The organism is Pseudomonas sp. MSSRFD41, assembly GCF_014230245.1.
In the GTDB taxonomy this organism is placed as follows: domain Bacteria; phylum Pseudomonadota; class Gammaproteobacteria; order Pseudomonadales; family Pseudomonadaceae; genus Aquipseudomonas; species Aquipseudomonas piscis.
Genome location: NZ_JACKZK010000001.1, coordinates 343734 through 362224 on the forward strand (window position 1 = coordinate 343734; position 18491 = coordinate 362224).

21 protein-coding genes are annotated in these 18491 nt (G+C 64.3%); 9 read left to right on the plus strand and 12 right to left on the minus strand.

Annotated features, from left to right (window positions below; translation table 11 throughout):
- Both H7A76_RS01625 and H7A76_RS01630 read right to left on the minus strand, forming a co-directional pair.
- Nucleotides 1–1494: a YifB family Mg chelatase-like AAA ATPase gene (locus H7A76_RS01625; protein WP_185696914.1), complete on the minus strand. Its 1494-nt coding sequence runs from the start codon at nucleotides 1492–1494 to the stop codon at nucleotides 1–3.
- 155 nt (nucleotides 1495–1649) lie between these two features.
- Complete coding sequence (locus tag H7A76_RS01630; protein WP_022641805.1) at nucleotides 1650–1910, minus strand: accessory factor UbiK family protein; 261 nt, start codon at nucleotides 1908–1910, stop codon at nucleotides 1650–1652.
- A gap of 411 nt (nucleotides 1911–2321) precedes the next feature.
- Here H7A76_RS01630 and glnK point away from each other — a divergent pair, with 411 nt between their 5' ends.
- The 4 genes from glnK to sutA all read left to right on the plus strand — a co-directional run bounded on the left by glnK (nucleotide 2322) and on the right by sutA (nucleotide 5093).
- Entirely contained in the window at nucleotides 2322–2660 is a 339-nt protein-coding gene (gene glnK / locus H7A76_RS01635; protein WP_002555808.1) for a P-II family nitrogen regulator, read from the plus strand.
- A 35-nt stretch (nucleotides 2661–2695) separates the two neighbouring features.
- Complete coding sequence (locus tag H7A76_RS01640; RefSeq protein ID WP_185696915.1) at nucleotides 2696–4033, plus strand: ammonium transporter; 1338 nt, start codon at nucleotides 2696–2698, stop codon at nucleotides 4031–4033.
- A gap of 209 nt (nucleotides 4034–4242) precedes the next feature.
- On the plus strand, nucleotides 4243–4668 hold the full coding sequence (locus H7A76_RS01645; protein ID WP_185696916.1) for a secondary thiamine-phosphate synthase enzyme YjbQ: 426 nt from the start codon (nucleotides 4243–4245) through the stop codon (nucleotides 4666–4668).
- 101 nt (nucleotides 4669–4769) lie between these two features.
- On the plus strand, nucleotides 4770–5093 hold the full coding sequence (sutA, locus tag H7A76_RS01650) for a transcriptional regulator SutA (RefSeq protein WP_185696917.1): 324 nt from the start codon (nucleotides 4770–4772) through the stop codon (nucleotides 5091–5093).
- Nucleotides 5094–5171: 78 nt separating this feature from the next.
- Here the strand turns inward: sutA and H7A76_RS01655 are convergent, their stop codons facing one another.
- From H7A76_RS01655 to lptM, 6 genes are read right to left on the minus strand one after another with little or no spacing between them, the layout of a single operon-like run.
- Entirely contained in the window at nucleotides 5172–5873 is a 702-nt protein-coding gene (locus H7A76_RS01655) for an HAD family hydrolase (protein ID WP_185696918.1), read from the minus strand.
- Nucleotides 5873–6769, minus strand: coding sequence for a tyrosine recombinase XerC (xerC, locus tag H7A76_RS01660; protein ID WP_185696919.1), 897 nt, complete (start codon nucleotides 6767–6769; stop codon nucleotides 5873–5875). Before xerC ends, H7A76_RS01655 begins: the two co-directional genes overlap by 1 nt.
- 2 nt (nucleotides 6770–6771) lie before the next feature.
- A complete protein-coding gene (locus H7A76_RS01665; protein WP_185696920.1) occupies nucleotides 6772–7497 on the minus strand; it encodes a DUF484 family protein in 726 nt (241 codons plus the stop codon).
- Nucleotides 7498–7510: 13 nt separating this feature from the next.
- Nucleotides 7511–8341 (minus strand): diaminopimelate epimerase, encoded by an 831-nt coding sequence (dapF, locus tag H7A76_RS01670; RefSeq protein WP_185696921.1) that lies wholly within the window; start codon nucleotides 8339–8341, stop codon nucleotides 7511–7513.
- Between the two features lie 4 nt (nucleotides 8342–8345).
- Entirely contained in the window at nucleotides 8346–9593 is a 1248-nt protein-coding gene (gene lysA / locus H7A76_RS01675) for a diaminopimelate decarboxylase (RefSeq protein ID WP_185696922.1), read from the minus strand.
- Nucleotides 9594–9602: 9 nt separating this feature from the next.
- A complete protein-coding gene (lptM, locus tag H7A76_RS01680) occupies nucleotides 9603–9758 on the minus strand; it encodes an LPS translocon maturation chaperone LptM (protein ID WP_022641796.1) in 156 nt (51 codons plus the stop codon).
- A 227-nt stretch (nucleotides 9759–9985) separates the two neighbouring features.
- Here lptM and cyaY point away from each other — a divergent pair, with 227 nt between their 5' ends.
- The 3 genes from cyaY (at nucleotide 9986) to rnk (ending at nucleotide 11110) form a co-directional block, all read left to right on the plus strand.
- Nucleotides 9986–10318 carry an iron donor protein CyaY gene (gene cyaY, locus H7A76_RS01685; RefSeq protein ID WP_185696923.1) on the plus strand — a complete coding sequence of 111 codons (333 nt, stop codon included), beginning with the start codon at nucleotides 9986–9988 and terminating at the stop codon, nucleotides 10316–10318.
- Nucleotides 10319–10321: 3 nt separating this feature from the next.
- A complete protein-coding gene (locus H7A76_RS01690) occupies nucleotides 10322–10555 on the plus strand; it encodes a DUF1289 domain-containing protein (protein WP_185696924.1) in 234 nt (77 codons plus the stop codon).
- 141 nt (nucleotides 10556–10696) lie between these two features.
- Nucleotides 10697–11110 carry a nucleoside diphosphate kinase regulator gene (rnk, locus tag H7A76_RS01695; protein WP_022641793.1) on the plus strand — a complete coding sequence of 138 codons (414 nt, stop codon included), beginning with the start codon at nucleotides 10697–10699 and terminating at the stop codon, nucleotides 11108–11110.
- Nucleotides 11111–11117: 7 nt separating this feature from the next.
- Here the strand turns inward: rnk and H7A76_RS01700 are convergent, their stop codons facing one another.
- From H7A76_RS01700 to H7A76_RS01710, 3 genes are all read right to left on the minus strand, one after another.
- On the minus strand, nucleotides 11118–13964 hold the full coding sequence (locus H7A76_RS01700; protein ID WP_185696925.1) for a class I adenylate cyclase: 2847 nt from the start codon (nucleotides 13962–13964) through the stop codon (nucleotides 11118–11120).
- A 166-nt stretch (nucleotides 13965–14130) separates the two neighbouring features.
- Entirely contained in the window at nucleotides 14131–14376 is a 246-nt protein-coding gene (locus tag H7A76_RS01705; protein ID WP_022641791.1) for a TIGR02647 family protein, read from the minus strand.
- A gap of 192 nt (nucleotides 14377–14568) precedes the next feature.
- Nucleotides 14569–14853 (minus strand): hypothetical protein, encoded by a 285-nt coding sequence (locus tag H7A76_RS01710; RefSeq protein ID WP_022641790.1) that lies wholly within the window; start codon nucleotides 14851–14853, stop codon nucleotides 14569–14571.
- A gap of 116 nt (nucleotides 14854–14969) precedes the next feature.
- On the opposite strand from H7A76_RS01710, the gene H7A76_RS01715 reads away from it, so the two are divergent.
- A complete protein-coding gene (locus tag H7A76_RS01715; protein WP_185696926.1) occupies nucleotides 14970–15611 on the plus strand; it encodes a glutathione S-transferase family protein in 642 nt (213 codons plus the stop codon).
- 41 nt (nucleotides 15612–15652) lie between these two features.
- Here H7A76_RS01715 and argH read toward each other — a convergent pair whose 3' ends face one another.
- Complete coding sequence (gene argH, locus H7A76_RS01720; RefSeq protein ID WP_185696927.1) at nucleotides 15653–17047, minus strand: argininosuccinate lyase; 1395 nt, start codon at nucleotides 17045–17047, stop codon at nucleotides 15653–15655.
- 610 nt (nucleotides 17048–17657) lie between these two features.
- On the opposite strand from argH, the gene H7A76_RS01725 reads away from it, so the two are divergent.
- Nucleotides 17658–18404 carry a LytR/AlgR family response regulator transcription factor gene (locus tag H7A76_RS01725; RefSeq protein ID WP_185696928.1) on the plus strand — a complete coding sequence of 249 codons (747 nt, stop codon included), beginning with the start codon at nucleotides 17658–17660 and terminating at the stop codon, nucleotides 18402–18404.
- Nucleotides 18405–18491: the final 87 nt, after the last annotated feature.

Consider the following 18491-nt stretch of genomic DNA (forward strand, 5'->3'; position numbering starts at 1 on the left):
TCAACCGCTACCAGGTCGATAGTGCAGTGCTTCGGCCAGGTGCTCGCGGTTGATGGCATCGGCCGATTGCAGGTCGGCCAGGGTCCGCGCCACCTTGAGCAGGCGGTGGAGCGCGCGCAGTGACAGGCCCAGGCGTTCGCCGGCAGCTTCCAGCCAGCGCTCGTCGGTTGTGGATAACCGGCAATGGCGCGCCAGGCCGGGCAGGTCGAGCAGGGCGTTGGTGCAGCCCTGGCGCCGCAGTTGCAAGTTGCGGGCACGGGCCACCAGGTCGGCGGCGCTGGCACTGTCGTTGCCCGGCTGCGGCGAGGGGTTCAGGGCCGTGGCCTCGCGGGCGACGGTCAGGTGCAGGTCGATGCGATCCAGTAGCGGGCCGGAGAGCTTGTTGCGATAACGCTGGATCTGCTCCGGCGTGCACCGGCAGCGGCCACTGGGTTCGCCCAGGTATCCACAGGGGCAGGGGTTCATCGCCGCCACCAACTGGAAGCGTGCCGGAAACTGCACCCGCTCCCGGGCCCGGGCGATGACGATCTGCCCCGATTCCATGGGCTCGCGCAGGACTTCCAGGACCTTGCGGTCGAACTCCGGTAGCTCGTCGAGAAACAGCACGCCATGGTGGGCCAGGGTGATTTCCCCGGGCTGCGGTTTCGAGCCGCCACCCACCAGGGCCGCGCTCGAAGCCGAGTGATGGGGTTGGCGGAACGGACGTTGTGGCCAATGTTCCAGCGGGGCGGGGCTGCTCACCGACTGGATGGCTGCTACCTCAAGGGCCTCGTGTTCTTGCAGTGGCGGCAGCAGGCCGGGCAGGCGGCTGGCCAACAGGGTCTTGCCGGTACCGGGTGGGCCGCAGAACAGCAGGTTGTGGGCCCCGGCCGCAGCTACCAGCAGGGCCCGCTTGGCGGCCAGTTGGCCCTGTACGTCGCGCAGGTCGGGATAGGGCGCGCGGTCATGGGGCAGGCCCTGGCTGACGCAGGCCGGGATCGGCGCCTGCCCGTTGAGATGGGCCGCCGCCTCCAGCAAATGGTCGACCGCGATCACGCTCAGGCCCGAGGCCAGGCAGGCTTCCTCGGCATTGGCTCGGGGCACCAGCAAGGCATGGCCAGCATCCCGTGCCGCCAGGGCCGCTGGTAGCACGCCGCGCACTGGACGAACGGCCCCGGACAGCGCCAGCTCGCCCAGGCACTCGACATTGTCCAGCGCCGTGGCCGGAAGTTGCTGGCTGGCGGCGAGGATGCCCAGGGCGATCGCCAGGTCGAAGCGTCCACCGTCCTTGGGCAGGTCGGCGGGAGCCAGGTTGAGGGTGATGCGCCGGGCGGGAAAGTCGAAGCCGGCGTTGAGGATCGCGCTGCGGACCCGGTCCTTGCTTTCCTTGACCGCGGTCTCGGGCAGCCCCACCAGGGTCAGGCTCGGCAGGCCGTTGGCCAGGTGCACTTCGACACTGACGGCCGGAGCCTGTACGCCCATCTGGGCGCGGCTGTGGATGATGGCCAGGGACATGCGACGTTCTTCCTTGCAGCGGTGGGAACCGCGTCCTGCGGTGTTGCAAGGATAGGCGAGAGGATCAGCGCGAGCGCTGGGCAATGCAGACAGGATGTGTCGCCGGCCTGTCCTTCAGCCGTGCTGAAGGGCAGGTCGACGAAGAGGGGGTCAGCTCATTGATCCTTCGGCTCAAGCCTGGCTTCCAGCTCGGCGACCTTGGCTTCCAGGCTTTCCAGGCGGGCCCGGGTGCGCGCCAGGACTACCATCTGGCTGTCGAATTCTTCCCGGCTGACCAGGTCCAGCTTGCTGAAGCCGCTTTGCAGCAGGGCCTTGAACTGGCTTTCGATTTCGTTGCGCGGCAAGGGCGTTTCGCCGCTGAACAAGCGCGAGGCATGGCCGCTCAGGGCGTCGAGGAGATCTTTGGGGGCGAGCATGGGAATGTCCTGAATAGCTGATGGGCCGCAGTGTATCACGCACGAACCGAGGGCTTGGCGCTGTCCGGCCTGCACGTTTTTTGCGCATCGGGCCGCAACCGCGCGCACCGTTATCGTGCGTATCGGTGGCGGGTTTTCCCGCCCCTGGCCGCGGGCTGCCGGCAACTTCATGAAATCGCTGCTATTTCCCGACCTGGCAAGCTTTCTGCTTAGACCCTGGTGACCCATGCACTGATGCAGTCGCTGTGACGAATGCAGTGCGACCGACGAAGCGGGGAGTGTTTCGTCAGGGCGGCTAGCGTCGGTCCGGTTGAGGAGGGCCGACGATGCGTTACAAAGCCAGGCACTGCGCTTAGACTTGAGTCGGGTTTGTTTTCCTGGGGCAAGTCCACCAATTCGGGAGAGAGTTTCATGAAGCTAGTCACCGCCATCATCAAGCCGTTCAAGTTGGACGACGTGCGCGAGTCGCTGTCCGAAATCGGCGTGCAGGGCATTACCGTCACCGAGGTCAAGGGCTTCGGCCGGCAGAAGGGCCATACCGAGCTGTACCGCGGCGCGGAATACGTGGTCGATTTCCTGCCCAAGGTGAAGATCGATGTCGCCATCGACGACAAGGATCTGGACCGGGTCATCGAGGCCATCACCAAGGCTGCCAACACCGGCAAGATCGGTGACGGCAAGATCTTCGTGGTCAATCTGGAACAGGCTATTCGCATCCGTACCGGCGAAACCGATACCGACGCAATCTAAGCCGCCCCAAACCCAACGCCCCAGGAGAAAACAACATGACTCTGCGTAAATTCGCAGGGCTAGGAGCCCTTTTGCCCCTCGTAATGCCTGGCCTGGCCATGGCGGCAGACGAAGCGGCCGCTCCAGTCCTCAATTCCGGCGACACCGCCTGGATGCTGACCTCCACCGCCCTGGTACTGTTCATGACCATCCCCGGGCTGGCGCTGTTCTACGGCGGCATGGTGCGGTCCAAGAATATTCTTTCGGTGATGATGCAGTGCTTCGCCATCACTGGCCTGGTGACCATCCTCTGGTTCATCTATGGATACAGCATCGCGTTCGACACCGGCGGTATGGAAGCTGGCGTGGTCAATCTCAATTCCTTCGTCGGCGGCCTGTCCAAGGCCTTCCTCGCCGGTATCACCCCGGCCAGCGTAACCGGTCCGGCGGCGCTATTCCCCGAGGCGGTGTTCGTCACCTTCCAGATGACCTTCGCCATCATCACCCCGGCGCTGATCGTCGGTGCCTTCGCCGAGCGGATGAAGTTCTCGGCGATGCTGATCTTCATGGGCATCTGGTTCACCGTGGTCTATGCGCCCATCGCGCACATGGTCTGGAGCGGTCCGGGTTCGCTGATGGGCGACTGGGGCGTGCTGGATTTCGCCGGCGGCACCGTAGTCCATATCAACGCCGGTATCGCCGGCCTGGTCTGCTGCCTGGTGTTGGGCAAGCGCAAGGGTTTCCCGACCACGCCGATGGCCCCGCACAACCTTGGCTATACCCTGATGGGCGCGGCGATGCTGTGGATCGGCTGGTTCGGCTTCAACGCCGGTTCCGCCGCAGCGGCCAATGGCACTGCCGGCATGGCCATGCTGGTGACCCAGATCGCCACCGCGGCGGCAGCCCTGGGCTGGATGTTTGCCGAGTGGCTCACCCACGGTAAACCCAGCGCCCTGGGGATCGCCTCGGGCGTGGTGGCTGGCCTGGTGGCGATCACTCCGGCAGCCGGTACCGTCGGCCCGATGGGGGCCCTGATCATCGGCCTGGCGGCGGGCGTGGTGTGCTTCTTCTGCGCGACCAGCCTCAAGCGCAAGCTGGGGTATGACGACTCCCTGGATGCCTTCGGCGTGCATGGCATTGGCGGCATCCTCGGAGCGATCCTGACCGGAGTCTTCGCTGCCCCGGCCCTGGGTGGCTTCGGCACCGTGACCGACGTCGCCGCGCAGGTCTGGGTCCAGGCCAAGGGTGTGGGCCTGACCGTGATCTACACCGCCGTGGCGACCTTCATCATCCTCAAGATACTGGATGCGATCATCGGCCTGCGGGTAACCGAGGAAGAAGAGGCTGTCGGCCTCGACCTGGCCCAGCACAATGAGCGCGGTTACAACCTGTAAGCACCCTGCTCGAAAAAGCCCGGCTTCGGCCGGGCATTTTTTTGCCTGGTGCTTGTCATTGAGGAAGGATGAAAGGTTTTTCTGATGAGCCTTGGCAGGTTTGCCAGACGATTTTTCGTAGGGCAAATGCTTACACTAAAGCAGGATTATTCGGCGCTTTGTTTTTTTCCTGAGCGCGCTAGAATGCGCGCCGAAGCGTGGAGATAGGTATGTGGCAACAGACCCTGATTACCCTGCGGGCCAGGCCCCGGGGCTTTCACCTGGTAACGGACGAGTTGCTCGCCGGCTTGCCTGAGTTGAAGGCATATCGAGTCGGGCTGCTGCATTTGTTGCTGCAACATACCTCGGCCTCGTTGAGCGTCAACGAGAATGCCGACCCGGCGGTCCGGCGCGACTTCGAGCGTTTCTTCAATACCCTGGTGCCCCAAGGCATGACCGGGTACGAACACAACGACGAAGGCGCGGACGACCTCCCGGCCCACTTCAAGGCCAGTTTGCTAGGCTGTCAGCTGACTTTGCCGATCTCGGCGGGGCGGCTGGCATTGGGCACCTGGCAAGGTGTTTATCTGGGCGAGCACCGTGATCACGGCGGTGCTCGTAAAGTCCTTGTCACCTTGCAGGGTGATAAGGCATAAGCCGCTGAGTACCAGTGGATATTGATTTTTTCCGGCAGCCTTCGACAGTTGGCCGAGCTGGGCTATAACTAATCTGCTTTTCGCAAGTCATGAGGTAGAACATGAGCGACGATGATCTGGAAAACGACGACCTCGAAGTAGGTGACGAAGACGATACCGAAGAAGGTCTTGAAGCGGCCGCCGAAGATGTGGCGGAAGACGATGGCGGTGATGTTCCCGCTCCGACCGCCAAAGGCAAGTCCAAGGCTGCTGTCTCGGTAGACGAGCTGCCGAGTGTCGAAGCCAAGAACAAGGAGCGCGATGCACTGGCGCGTGCCATGGAAGAGTTCCTGGCCCGTGGCGGCAAAGTGCAGGAAGTCGAGGCCAACGTGGTCGCCGACCCGCCCAAGAAGCCAGATAACAAGTACGGCAGCCGGCCTATCTGAGCCTCGCTACTTGCTTGCTGAAAAAACCCGCCGTCGCTGCGGGTTTTTTCATGCCGATGCAAAAAGCCGGGTGGGCGGCTAGAGGGATTTCCAGCGTCCCAGCAGCGCGGGCAGCTCGGTCAGGCTGCGGATCTCGGCATCGGGTGCGCGCTCGGCTTCCCAGGCCTTGCCGCCCGGGTTGAACCAGATGGCGCGCAAGCCGGCCTGCTGGGCGCCGGCAATGTCGTCGCCCGGATGATCACCGATATGTACCGCGGTGTCGGCACTGGCGCCGCCGCGGTGCAGGGCTTCCTGGAAGAGCCGGGCATCGGGCTTGGCGATGCCGATGTCCTCGGCGCACAGGGCGAACTGGAAATAGTCCGCCAGGCCCAGGCGACGCACGTCGGCGTTGCCGTTGGTGACCACTCCCAGGGCGAAGTGATTGGCCAGGGCCTCCAGGGTCGGTTGTACCTCGGGGAAGATCTCCAGTTGGTGCCGGGCATGCAGGAATACTTCGAAACCCTCTGCGGCCAGCCGGCTGGCCTGGGTGTGTGCATACCCGGCTTCCTCCAGTGCATGGAACAGCACGCGCCGGCGCAAGGCGCTGATCCGGTGCTTGAGCTCGGGCTCGCGCTCCAGCACTTGCGCGCGAATCGCCCACAGGTGCTCCACCGGCACGCCGCCCAGGTCCGGGGCATGCTCGGCCAGCCACTGGCGCAGCGTGGCTTCGGCGCTGACGATCACCGGGGCGGTGTCCCACAAAGTGTCGTCGAGGTCGAAGGTGATCAACTTGATGGTCATTACTCACCGCCTTTATTGCGTTTGGCCCGTGGATGGGCGCTGTCGTAGACCGCGGCCAGGTGCTGGAAGTCCAGGTGGGTATAGATCTGCGTGGTCTTGATGTCCGAATGGCCCAGCAACTCCTGCACGGCGCGCAAGTCCTGGGAGGACTCCAGCAGGTGGCTGGCGAAGGAGTGGCGCAACATGTGGGGGTGCAGGTTCTGCCCCAGCTCGCGCTCGCCCGCGGCCTTGACCCGCAGCTGGATGGCCCGGGGGCCGAGGCGGCGGCCTTTCTGGCTGACGAACAGGGCGCCGTCCGGCGGGTTGCTCAAGGCCCGCAGTGGCAGCCACAGCGCCAGGGCCTCGCGGGCTTTGCGGCCCACCGGCAGGACCCGGGTCTTGCTGCCCTTGCCATGGACCTGCACCAGGCCATCGGCCAGGTCCAACTGCGCAAGATCCAGGCTGGTCAGCTCGGACAGGCGCAATCCGCAGGAATAGAACAGCTCCAGGATGGCCTGGTCGCGGTGGGCCAGGAAGTCGTCTTCCACCGCGCCATCGAGCAGTTGCAGGGTGCGGTCGGTATCCAGGGTCTTGGGCAGTCGTCGTTCGCCTTTGGGCGGGGACAGGCCATTGGCCGGATCGTGATCGCATAGCCCTTCGCGGTTCAGGTAGTGATACAGCCCGCGTACCGCGGATAGCAACCGGGCCAGGCTGCGGGAGGATTGGCCCTGCTGGTGCAGGCGTACGATCAGGCTGCGCAGGCCCTGGATATCCAGGTCGGCCCAGCTGCGTATCTGCTGCTTCTCGCAGAACCCCAGCACCTTGCCAAGATCACGGCGGTAGGCCTCCAGGGTGTGGGGCGACACCTGGCGCTCACTGCGCAGGTGAGCGCAGTAGGCGTCCAGTTGTCCTTGCATGCTCAGCGGACCGAACGCAGGGAGTGGGTGAAGCGCGGCAGCACGCGGCCGGTGACTTCGGCGATGTAGTTGAGGAACAGAGTGCCCACCGAACTCTTGTAGTGCTGTGGGTCGCGGCTGGCGATGGCCAGTACGCCGTGCATGCCCTGGTGCGCCAAGGCCACCACTGCAGTGGAGCCGATCTGCTTGCGCTGTTCTTCGCCGAACAGGAAGTCCAGCTCATGCTCGCGCAGGCTGCCGCTGATGCTCTTGCCTTCGGACAACAAGCCGCCGATGGCGCCTTGGGCCTCGGCTGCCGATACCCAGCGGCCCACCGGCATGGGGTTGTCGCTGAACAGGATCAGGCTGACGAAAGGCACCTGGAACTCCTGGCGCAGGCTGTCCTCGACGCTCATTACCACTTCTTCGAGGCTGGTGGCGTCCAGCAGCGCGAGGATCAGGCGCCGGGTCTTGTCGAATAGCCGGTCATTGTCCCGAGCCACGTCCATCAGTTGCGACAGGCGATGGCGCATCTCGATGTTGCGCTCGCGCAGGATCTTCATCTGCCGTTCCACCAGCGAGACGGTATCGCCGCGTTGGTGGGGAATGCGCAAGGCCGCAAGCAGTTCTTCGTGGGCGACGAAGAAGTCCGGATGCGCCTCCAGGTAGGCGGCGACGGCTGCCGCTTCCAGGTTCTGGGTGGGGGATTCGTCGGGCGTTGTGCTGGGAACCTGCGGCTGGTCGGTCATGGATTTCGCTCACTCATAGACGCACCTGTCCTTCGTATACGCGTACTGCCGGGCCGGTCATCAGCACCGGTTGGCCAGGGCCTGCCCACTCGATGGACAGGCGTCCGCCCGGCAGGTCGATCAATAGCGGCGAATCCATCCACCCCTGGCTGATCGCGGCCACTGCGGCTGCACAGGCGCCGGTTCCGCAGGCCTGGGTTTCCCCGGCGCCGCGTTCCCACACCCGCAATTGCGCGCGCTGACGGTCCAGGACCTGGAGAAAACCGACATTGACCCGGGCCGGGAAGCGCGGGTGGTGCTCGATCTTCGGGCCCAGCTCGTGGACCGGTGCGCTGTTGATGTCATCGACCCGCAGCACGGCATGGGGGTTGCCCATGGACACGGCGGCCAGCTCGACCTGGCGTCCGTCGACCTCCAGGGTATAGCTGGTGGCCTGGGCTGGTGCCTGGAACGGGATATCGGCCGGCACCAGGCGTGGTGGACCCATGTCGACGCTGATCTGGCCGTCGTTGCGCACATCGAGCTCGATCACACCGCTCTTGGTCTCCACGCGGATCCGACGCTTGGTGGTCAGGCGCTTGTCCAGTACGAACCGTGCGAAGCAGCGCGCACCGTTGCCGCATTGTTCCACCTCCGAACCATCGGAGTTGAAGATCCGATAGCGGAAATCCACGTCCGGGTTGGTCGGGGCCTCGACGATCAACAACTGGTCGAAACCGATCCCGGTATTGCGATCCCCCCATTGCTTGGCGTGCTTGGGTTGAATATGCGCGTGCTGGCTGACCAGGTCGAGAACCATGAAGTCATTGCCCAGGCCGTGCATCTTGGTAAAACGCAGCAGCATGGTCTTACTCCGGCAGCAGGCTTTCGCCAGCGAATAACTCGGCCACCGTTTCGCGGCGACGCACTTGCACAGCCTGGTCGCCATCGACCAGCACTTCGGCGGCACGGCCGCGGGTGTTGTAGTTAGAGCTCATGACGAAACCATAGGCGCCGGCGGAATGCACGGCCAGCAGGTCACCTTCGGCCAGGGCCAGCGAACGTTCCTTGGCGAGGAAGTCGCCGGTTTCGCAGATCGGGCCGACGATGTCGTAGGTACGGGGTTCGGCATCCCGGGGCCGGACGGCGCTGACATCCATCCAGGCCTGGTACAGCGCCGGGCGGATCAGGTCGTTCATGGCGCCGTCGACGATGGCGAAGTCCTTGTGTTCGGTGTGCTTGAGGTATTCCACGCGGGTCAGCAGCACGCCGGCGTTGGCGACGATGAAGCGGCCCGGCTCGAACACCAGGGCCAGGTCGCGACCGGCCAGGCGCTCGCGTACCGCCTTGACGTAGTCGGCGGCCAACGGCGGCTCCTCGTCGCGGTAACGCACGCCCAGGCCGCCACCGAGATCGATGTGGCGCAGGTAGATGCCGCATTCGGCGAGGCGATCCACCAGGTCCAGCAGGCGGTCCAGGGCGTCGATGAAGGGCGCCAGGGTGGTCAGTTGCGAACCGATGTGGCAGTCGACCCCGATGATCTCCAGGTTGGGCAGCTGTGCCGCGCGGATGTACACATCCTCGGCGGCGGCGATGGCGATGCCGAACTTGTTTTCCTTGAGTCCGGTGGAAATGTACGGATGAGTACCGGCATCGACGTCGGGGTTGACCCGCAGCGACACCGGGGCGCGCACGCCCAGCTCGGCGGCCACCTGTTGCAGGCGCTCCAGCTCCTCGGCGGATTCGACGTTGAAGCAATGGACGCCCACTTCCAGGGCCCGGCGCATGTCGTCACGGGTCTTGCCGACGCCGGAGAAGACGACCTTGTCGGCCTGGCCACCGGCAGCCAGCACCCGTTCCAGCTCACCGCCGGAGACGATGTCGAAGCCGGCGCCCAGGCGCGCCAGGACATTGAGCACACCCAGGTTGGAGTTGGCTTTCACCGCGAAGCAGACCAGGTGCGGCATGCCGGCAAGAGCGTCGGCATAGGCCTGGTACTGGGCCTCGATATGCGCCCGGGAATAGACGTAGGTGGGCGTACCGAAACGCTCGGCGATGGCGGACAGGGCTACGCCTTCCGCGAGCAGCTCGCCGTCGCGGTAGTTGAAAGCGTCCATGGCGGGCCCTTAGTAGGTATCGTAGGTGTCGTGCTTGTGCGCCTTGGACTGCTCTTCAGGGGATTTGCTGTCGTCAGGCAGGTACAGCGGGCCTTTCTGGCCGCAGGCGGTTACAAGGCAGGCAACCGCGACGAGCGCAGCAAGGGCGGAGATCAGGCGCTTCATGGCGAAATCCTTGAGAATGCGTAAATTGCGCCCGAGTATACCGGCCACCCGGCAGCTTGCCTATGCAAGGCAAATCCCGCCTGGAGAGCCTTCGTCAATGGCTGCGGGGCTTGCCGGCGGATTGCTTGTCCCGGGTGGCCGCCGGTTCTGTATCCTTTGCATTCACCGGGTGGCGCCCGTATCTTGCGGTGCTTGAGCGTGACTAGACACTTTTCGAGGTTCCCGCAATGAGTTTGACCGAAGCCCGTTTCCACGACCTGGTGGACGCCACCCAGCAGGCGCTGGAGGATATTTTCGACGAGAGCGACCTGGACATCGACCTGGAAAGCTCGGCCGGCGTGCTCACCGTCAAGTTCGACAACGGCAGCCAGGTGATCTTCAGTCGCCAGGAGCCCTTGCGCCAGCTGTGGCTGGCCGCGCGCTCCGGTGGTTTCCACTTCGACTACGACGACGAAAGCGAGCGCTGGGTGTGCGACAAGAGTGCCGAGCAGTTGGGCGAGATGCTTGAGCGCATCGTCTTCGAGCAGGCCGACATCAAGCTCGAGTTCGACGGGCTCTGAGTGGTGAGCCAGAGTCCCGCGGTTCGTCCGCCCAAGCCGCTCTACAGCAACGTCAGTCCTGCCGTGGGTTCGCCGTGCATCAGCCTGTGCCGTCTCGATGAAGAAAAGGTCTGCCGCGGCTGTTTCCGGCATGTGGAGGACATCCGCGAATGGCGCTCGGCCGACGACGAGCGTCGCCGGGTGATCTGCGCCCAGGCGCTGCAGCGCAAACAGGCCGCGGCATCGAGGGACCTGTAGCGCCTATCCGCACAGTTTGTTTATTGCCAATGCTGTGATAGTGTCCGACTTCGCCTCGCTACCTCGAGGCCGGTGAGAACCCCGTCTTATTTGGCGGGGTTTTGCTTTTTTGTGCAGAAAAAACAGGAGTCAGCCAGGATCATGAGTACTGCACCATCCATCATCCTTACCCGCCTTGACGTGCAGCGTCTGGAGCGCCTGATCGATAGTCTGGACGACTCGCTGCCAGGCGTCATTGCCCTGCAAGCCGAGCTGGATCGCGCCGAAACGCTGGTGGGGCACGATGAGGTTCCGGCCGGTGTCGTCACCATGAACTCGCGGGTGCACTGCCGTGAAGAAAGCAGTGGCAAGGACTATCACCTGACCCTGGTCTATCCACAGGATGCCAATGCCGACGAAGGCAAGATCTCCATCCTGGCGCCGGTGGGCAGTGCGCTGCTGGGCTTGCAGGTCGGTCAATACATCGACTGGCCGGCCCCGGGCGGCAAGACCCTGAAACTGACCTTGCTGGAAGTCGAATACCAGCCGGAAGCCGCAGGCGACTTCCACCTCTGATACCTGCCTAGACCTGCTCCAGCGCCTCGTTCAGGGCCCGCTCCAGGCTGGCCTTGTAACGCAGGTAGAGAATGCTCGAGCTTTGCCCATCACCGAGCAGGCCGGACAGGTCCAGGTCGGTGATGTAGCAGCGGTAGCGCTCCGGTTCGCGACGTTGCTCGACGATTTCCCGGACCACCGCACTGAACAACTGGTCGCCATATTCCAGTTCGGAAAACTCCCGTTGATTGCAGTACAGCGAGACTTGCACCTGTCCCGGTGCGGCCTTGCCGATGATCGCCTGCACGTCGTAGAACCCCTTGTCGATCGGGGTCAGCGGGGCGGGTCGAGACTCCACCCGGCGCGCCCGGCCAGTGCCTGACGGCAGTATCTGGAAATAGCGTGTATCCAGAGGTTTCTCGCCGGGGCTGTTGACCATGGGCAACAGGGCCTCGCGGCGGTAGAGGATCGACTGCAAGAAGCGCTGCAGTGGGACCAGCAAGCTCTGTTCATCGTGGTAGGGCAGGGTCTGCTGCCACAGGGCGTTGTGCTCATCCAGGACATACAGCTCGGCCTGGCCCTCGACGATCCGGTAGAACACCTGGATGCAGTCCGGCTGGCCCATGGGCAGAACCAGCGCCAGGTCGTGTTCCTCCAGGGCCATGGGGTCCAGGTGCAGCGGGCTGTAGCGGGTTTGCTCCTGCCCCAGGTACTCCAGCAGTGCCGCGGGGCTGGCCATGGCCCGATGCCGGACTTGCCCAGGCAGCAGTTCGAGGACGTGGTAGTGCTGCTGCACCTGGATCAGGTAGCGGTAGTTGAGCTGGCTGAGCAGCAGGTCCTGCGCGGTCTCGAACAACTCCTCCACCCGGCGGGCGATGAACTGCGCGCGGTTGTGGCAGAAGCAGCGGACCCGCAGCCGTGGCTGGGGGCCCGACGGCAGGTTGTTGAGGTAGTCGCGCAGGCACTCGAGCAGCGCATGTCCGCCATCGTGGCGGCCCACCATGACCTCGTTCCAGCTGTTGAGGGTGACCTGGTCCAGGGTCAGCACCAGGTTCTCGCGCACCCCGGCATAGCTCAGTGAGTCGGTGCGCTCGGTGGTCATGTGGATGTTCAGCTCGCGATGGTGCTTGAGCGGGTCCACCGCGACGTTCACCAGCACCAGCACCTCGCTGGGGACGCTGGCATGCAGCAACTGGTCCTCGCTGACCGTGTTCAGCGGCAGGGCCACGGTCTGTTGCAGGCTGCCCAGCAGGTTGAACAGTTCGAACTCGCTGAGGTCGCTGCTGCCGGGATGCAGGGCCAGGCGGGTGCTGCTGTCGATGACGCCGTTGCGATGGCACCAGGTGAGCAACTCCACCAGCTCGCGACTGCGCTTGATCGGCGCGAAGTGTTCCCACTCCAGGGCCGTCAGGTTGCCGTTGTACAGTCCCCAGTGGGTCTGTCCGGGCTCCTTGCGATTCGGCGACTGCACCAGGGTCAGGGTGTCTTCGGCCAGGTCCGGGGCGATGCCCGGGTTGATGAATTCGATTTTCCCGGCCTTGCGTTCGAAGGCCGCGTACAGGCGCCGTCCCAGCACGTTCAGGTCACGCTTGTTGATCAGGCTGGCGGCCTGTTCGGTGCGGGCGAACTGGGTCAGGAAGCGATAGCTGTAGTTCAGTTCGTTGACCAGCGAGCGCCGCTCGGCGCCGACCTGGCGCACCTTCCACTGGCTGCGGCTGTCGAGCAGGGCCAGCTGGCGCTGATCCCACCCCCATTCCTCGGCCAGGCGCTCCAGCAGCGCCCGCTGCCAGTTCGGGCTGCGGGCGCCGTTGCCGGTCGTCAGCTTGCGGTTGACCTTGAGATACAGGCTGCGACGTACCAGTTCCAGGCGCTCGGGTTCGCCGCGGGCCTTGAGGTATTCCTCGATACGCCGGTAGACCACGATGTAGGGGTCCAGCTCGTCCAGGTCCAGGCGGTTGGCGAACACCGCCTGCTTGAAGCGCAGGCTCAGGCACTGGACCCGTGGGTGCTCGCTGGCGTAGACCTCGATCAGCAGCAGCTTGAGCACCGACTTGTAGGGCGACTCGATGCCCTTGAACAACTGCCAGAGCCCCGCGCCGATGAACTCCCCCGGAGGAATGCGCGCCATGTGCCCCAGGTCGAGGTTTTCCTCGGCGGACACGAAGCGCTTGGACAACAGCGTATGGATGTACTGCTCGTAGCGCGGCTCCTCGTACACCGGCACCAGCCACCAGAGCGGCGTACGTCCGGCGAGCCAGATGGCGGTGCGATAGAACTCGTCCAGCAGCAGGTAGTGCTGCGTGGTGCCGCAGTCGTCCGAGCTCAGTCGGGTATCGCGTTCGCCGCGCACGAAGCGGCTTGGGTCGATGAGGAAGAAATGCGCTTCGGCGCCCTGGCCTTCGGCCCAGGCCTCCAGCAGTTGGCACTTCTTCTGCAGTTCGGCCAGTTCGTTCTCGTCCAGGTCCGGGGCATGGCAGACCCAGACGTCCATGTCGCTCTGGTCGGCCTGGGCCAGGGTGCCCAGGCTGCCCATCAGGAACAGTCCATGGATCGGTCGCGGCGGGTTGCCGTGGCGGGCCTTGTAGGAAAAGGAGCGAGTCAGGCGCTGGGCTTCGGCCAGTACCTGGGGGTCGGGTTCGTAGTTGGACAAGCCCGCCGGCGTCGCCCCGGAGACGTAGCCGGGCAGCAGCGGGTGATTGACGTGGAAGAACAGCGGCAGCAGGTTGAGGACCAGTTGCTGGCGCGCCGACAGCCCCTCGATCGCCCGGGCCATGCGTCCTTCGTTGAGGGTCAGAAAGCGCGCGCGAAGTTGACTGAGAACCTTGCGGTCGATTCCTTCATCCAGGTCGGGACGGATTTCATGGGTATGGGGCATTTCAAGCGGAGCTCGAACGTGGCGAGGTTCAGGGTCGGGGCAGTTTACCGGCAGACGGGTTGAGCCTTAAGCCGATTTTATTTTTTGACGCCGGATTTCTAACGCATTGGCGCGAGACGGCCTACGGAATCCCGACAGACGGGAGTCCCGCAGGCCCGGGAAGACTTCAGGCGGTTTCAGCGACGGTGAGGATGGTGAGCAGGCCCTGGGCATGCTCGGCGGCGTCGCGGCCAAGGCTGGTGAGGTAGCCGCCATCGGGTTGGGTGATCAGCTCCTTGGTGTACAGGCGCTGGGCGGCAGCGATGGCGGAAGGGGCGGCGGTCTGATGGATCTTCAGGCCTTCCTGGGAGCTGTCCAGGTTGAACAGTGCGAGGATTTCCAGTTCGGCAACCAACTCAGGGGTATACGACATAAGGACTCCAGACTTTCTAGGAATGAAAGGTCAGCGTTCTTAAGGTGACCGCACGGCGGCGGTGTGTCCAGCGTTCGCTGAGTTCTTTTGCGGCCCGGGACAGCGGTGTTTGGCCGCAGGGTGGTTGCAGTGTAGCCAGCGGCTGGAGGGTGGGTGGGGCACCGCATGAGGTGGCGCCCCGGCAAGCGAGGGTCACTGCTTCTCGGGAGGCAGCTGCGGTAGGGCCCGCAGGGCGGTTTCGTACCACTGGGTGTCGAAGGGGCGGTCTTCTTCGAGGATCGCATCGATCTCGATCGCCAGGACATGGGCCATCAGGTTGAGGATTTCTTCGCGCTCGTAGCCCACCAGGGTCAGCTTGTTGAACGTGGCCTTGGCCGCTGGCGGGTTGTCGCTGGCGATCTGGTTCTCGATCGCCTCGATCAGGGTGTTTTCGGCGAACTCTTCTTCGTCGTTGTCGATATCGGTTGGCTCGCTCATGGCAGGCTCCTCAAGGAAAGGCGCCAGTCTACCCGGATTCCGGGGCCGGGTGCTTGGCGGCCGGAGGGTTAAGCTTCTATAAAACAGCCGACCCCGCGCGGCCTGGAGGCAATGGAATGTTCAAGCTTTATGGGTTCGCCATCAGCAACTACTACAACATGGTCAAGTTGGCGCTGCTGGAAAAGGGCCTGCCCTTCGAAGAGGTGCTGTTCTACGCCGGACAGAGTCCCGAGGCCCTGGCCATCAGCCCCCGGGGCAAGGTGCCGGTGCTGGAGGTGGAGCAGGGTTTCATCAGCGAGACCAGCGTGATCCTCGATTACCTGGAGCAGGTCCGGCCCGAACCCGCGCTGGTGCCGAAGGAGCCTTTCGAGCGGGCCAGGGTGCTTTCGCTGGCCCGGGAAATCGAGTTGTACATCGAGTTGCCGGCGCGTGCCTGTTTTCCCGAAGCGTTCTTTGGCGTGGGCGTGCCCGAGGCGATCAAGGAGAAGGCCGGGATCGAACTGCTGCAGGGTTTCGCCGCGCTACAGCGCCATGCCCGGTTCGATCCGTATGTGGCGGGCAGCGACTTGAGCATCGCCGATCTGTATTTCCAGTACAGCGTGAGCCTTGCCCTGGTGGTTGGGGACAAGGTGTTCGGGATCGATTTCCTGGCCCGGATGCCCGAGGCCAGGGCGCTGTTGCAGCGCCTGGAGCAACGCCCCCATGCCCGGCGCATCGCCGCCGACAAGGCGGCGCTGATGGCCGCGCGAAGAAGCTGAAGGCGTGCCGCCCGGGCGCTGGCCAGGGCGGCACGGGGGGGTTAGCGGCTGCCCAGCAGGGCCTGGCCGCGAGCCACGGCGGCACGCACCTGGGCCGGTGCGGTACCGCCGATGTGGTTGCGGGCGTTGACCGAGCCTTCCAGGGTCAGCACGGCGAACACGTCCTGGTCGATCTGGTCGCTGAACTGGCGCAGTTCCTCCAGGCTCATCTCGGCCAGGTCCTTGCCGGTGTCTACCCCGTACTTCACCGCATGGCCGACGATTTCGTGGCAGTCACGGAACGGCAGCCCGCGGCGTACCAGGTAGTCGGCGAGGTCGGTGGCGGTGGAGAAGCCGCGCAGCGCCGCTTCGCGCATGATGGCGTGCCTGGGCTTGATGGCCGGGATCATGTCGGCGAAGGCCCGCAGCGAATCGCGCAGGGTGTCGGCGGCGTCGAACAGCGGTTCCTTGTCTTCCTGGTTGTCCTTGTTGTAGGCCAGTGGCTGGCCCTTCATCAGGGTCAGCAGGCCCATCAGCGCGCCGAACACCCGCCCGCTCTTGCCACGCACCAGCTCCGGCACGTCGGGGTTCTTCTTCTGCGGCATGATCGAGCTGCCGGTGCAGAAGCGATCGGGCAGGTCGATGAACTGGAACTGGGCGCTGGTCCACAGCACCAGCTCTTCGGAGAAGCGTGACAGGTGCATCATCGCCACGCTGGCGGCGGCGCAGAATTCGATGGCGAAGTCACGGTCCGACACGCTGTCCAGGGAGTTGCCGCCTACGGCCTCGAAGCCCAGCAACTGGCAGGTCAGCTCGCGATCGATCGGGTAGGTGGTGCCAGCCAGTGCGGCGCTGCCCAGGGGCATGCGGTTGGTGCGCTTGCGGCAGTCCACCAGGCGCTCGTAGTCGCGGCTGAGCATTTCGAACCAGGCCAGCATGTGGTGGCCGAAGGTCACGGGCTGGGCGGTCTGCAGGTGGGTGAAGCCCGGCATGATGCTGTCGGCTTCACGCTCGGCCAGCTCCAGCAGGCCTTTTTGCAGGCGGGTGATCTCGCCCAGGATCAGGTCGATCTCGTCGCGCAGCCACAGGCGGATATCGGTGGCCACCTGGTCGTTGCGGCTACGGCCGGTGTGCAGTTTCTTGCCGGTGATGCCGATGCGGTCGGTCAGGCGCGCCTCGATGTTCATGTGCACGTCTTCCAGGTCCACGCGCCACTCGAAGCTGCCGGCCTCGATCTCGCCCTGGATGGTCTTCAGCCCGTCGATGATGCTGTCGCGCTCGGCGTCGGTGAGTACACCGACCTTGGCCAGCATCGTGGCGTGCGCGATGGAGCCCATGATGTCGTGGCGATACAGGCGCTGGTCGAAATTGACAGAGGCGGTGAAGCGGGCGACGAAGGCGTCGACGGGTTCACTGAAGCGGCCGCCCCAGGACTGATTGGTCTTGTCAGTGCTCATGAATTCGCTCGTGATCTGCTGAAGGAAGATGGCGTGAAAAAACAGGCGTCGATGATAGCAGGGTTGCCCGGGCTGTCGCTGGCACTGGTCGGCAGCTTTTGGCCCGCGACTGCGAGAGTGCGTGGTGCTGGTCCTGGCGGCGCGGAGACTGGAACCGGCGCGCCTGGGCGAGGTCGGTTGCCTGAGTGCCGAAGATGATATCGATCAAACGATATTTATCGATTGAGCAATATCGTCTTGGCAACCGTCTACAGTTGGACAAGAGGCACGGCGCAATCGTGTGGCAACCCTGGGGGCGCCGCGATGGGCTGGCCATCGATTTCATACCGCGCAGGGCCATGCAACCCGTCCAGGAAACCAGGCGGGCGTGGCCAGGTTGGACGCCGGCCATAAACGAGGGAGGCTTAGTGTTGAGTTCCAGCATTCCCTGCGACCTTGTCGCGCATCCAGCGGCCCGACGCGGCACCGGGCAGGTACGGGTAAATATTGGTGCCCGACTTGCGGCACTTTTTGACCTTCGCACTAGTCTTAGCGTGGATCGCCGTGACGGACGTCACTCCACCTGTCTACGCTATCCTTGTGCGAGACTCACGCAGGAATCCAGCGCAATATGAATGTCCTGATCGTTGATGACGAACCCCAAGCCCGCGAGCGCCTGAGCCGTATGGTCGGCGAACTCGAGGGGTACAGTGTCCTGGAGCCCAGCGCCACCAATGGCGAAGAGGCATTGAGCCTGATCGACAGCCTGAAGCCGGATATCGTCCTGCTCGATGTGCGCATGCCAGGCCTGGATGGCCTGCAGGTCGCCGGCAAGCTGTGCGAGCGCGAAACGCCTCCGGCGCTGGTGTTCTGCACGGCTGCGGATGAATTCGCCCTCGAGGCGTTCAATGACAGCAGCGTGGTCCACCTGGTCAAGCCGGTACGCTCCGAGCTGTTGCTGGAAGCGTTGAAGAAGGCCGAGAAACCCACCCGCGTGCAGCTGGCTGCCCTGACCCGGCCTGCGGCGGAAACCGGCAGTGGCCCGCGAAGCCATATCAGTGCGCGTACCCGCAAGGGCATCGAGCTGATTCCCCTGGGCCAGGTGGTGTATTTCATTGCCGACCACAAGTACGTGACCCTGCGCCACGAGAGCGGCGAAGTGTTGCTGGATGAACCGCTCAAGGCCCTGGAAGACGAATTCGGCGAGCGCTTCGTGCGTATCCACCGCAATGCCCTGGTGGCCCGCGAGCGTATCGAGCGCTTGCAACGAACGCCCCTGGGGCACTTCCAGCTGTACCTCAAGGGGCTCAATGGTGACGCGCTGATCGTCAGTCGGCGCCATGTGGCTGGCGTGCGCAAGATGATGCAGCAGCTCTAGGGCGCGGGACGTGGCCTGCCAGCAAGGAAGCTTGGCAGCGGGAGGGCACCGGGTACCTGATACAAGTCAAAGCTGCTTTGGCTGAGC

Bases quoted from the DNA above. Each gene is read 5' to 3' on its own strand.
- H7A76_RS01710 (WP_022641790.1), bottom strand. From the start codon at position 14,853: ATGAGCGAGCCAACCGATATCGACAACGACGAAGAAGAGTTCGCCGAA.
- cyaY (WP_185696923.1), top strand. From the start codon at position 9,986: ATGAGTTTGACCGAAGCCCGTTTCCACGACCTGGTGGACGCCACCCAG.
- sutA (WP_185696917.1), top strand. From the start codon at position 4,770: ATGAGCGACGATGATCTGGAAAACGACGACCTCGAAGTAGGTGACGAA.
- glnK (WP_002555808.1), top strand. From the start codon at position 2,322: ATGAAGCTAGTCACCGCCATCATCAAGCCGTTCAAGTTGGACGACGTG.
- H7A76_RS01665 (WP_185696920.1), bottom strand. From the start codon at position 7,497: ATGACCGACCAGCCGCAGGTTCCCAGCACAACGCCCGACGAATCCCCC.
- argH (WP_185696927.1), bottom strand. From the start codon at position 17,047: ATGAGCACTGACAAGACCAATCAGTCCTGGGGCGGCCGCTTCAGTGAA.
- H7A76_RS01705 (WP_022641791.1), bottom strand. From the start codon at position 14,376: ATGTCGTATACCCCTGAGTTGGTTGCCGAACTGGAAATCCTCGCACTG.
- H7A76_RS01630 (WP_022641805.1), bottom strand. From the start codon at position 1,910: ATGCTCGCCCCCAAAGATCTCCTCGACGCCCTGAGCGGCCATGCCTCG.
- H7A76_RS01655 (WP_185696918.1), bottom strand. From the start codon at position 5,873: ATGACCATCAAGTTGATCACCTTCGACCTCGACGACACTTTGTGGGAC.
- lptM (WP_022641796.1), bottom strand. From the start codon at position 9,758: ATGAAGCGCCTGATCTCCGCCCTTGCTGCGCTCGTCGCGGTTGCCTGC.
- H7A76_RS01725 (WP_185696928.1), top strand. From the start codon at position 17,658: ATGAATGTCCTGATCGTTGATGACGAACCCCAAGCCCGCGAGCGCCTG.
- xerC (WP_185696919.1), bottom strand. From the start codon at position 6,769: ATGCAAGGACAACTGGACGCCTACTGCGCTCACCTGCGCAGTGAGCGC.
- H7A76_RS01640 (WP_185696915.1), top strand. From the start codon at position 2,696: ATGACTCTGCGTAAATTCGCAGGGCTAGGAGCCCTTTTGCCCCTCGTA.
- H7A76_RS01700 (WP_185696925.1), bottom strand. From the start codon at position 13,964: ATGCCCCATACCCATGAAATCCGTCCCGACCTGGATGAAGGAATCGAC.
- rnk (WP_022641793.1), top strand. From the start codon at position 10,697: ATGAGTACTGCACCATCCATCATCCTTACCCGCCTTGACGTGCAGCGT.
- dapF (WP_185696921.1), bottom strand. From the start codon at position 8,341: ATGCTGCTGCGTTTTACCAAGATGCACGGCCTGGGCAATGACTTCATG.
- H7A76_RS01715 (WP_185696926.1), top strand. From the start codon at position 14,970: ATGTTCAAGCTTTATGGGTTCGCCATCAGCAACTACTACAACATGGTC.
- lysA (WP_185696922.1), bottom strand. From the start codon at position 9,593: ATGGACGCTTTCAACTACCGCGACGGCGAGCTGCTCGCGGAAGGCGTA.
- H7A76_RS01645 (WP_185696916.1), top strand. From the start codon at position 4,243: ATGTGGCAACAGACCCTGATTACCCTGCGGGCCAGGCCCCGGGGCTTT.
- H7A76_RS01625 (WP_185696914.1), bottom strand. From the start codon at position 1,494: ATGTCCCTGGCCATCATCCACAGCCGCGCCCAGATGGGCGTACAGGCT.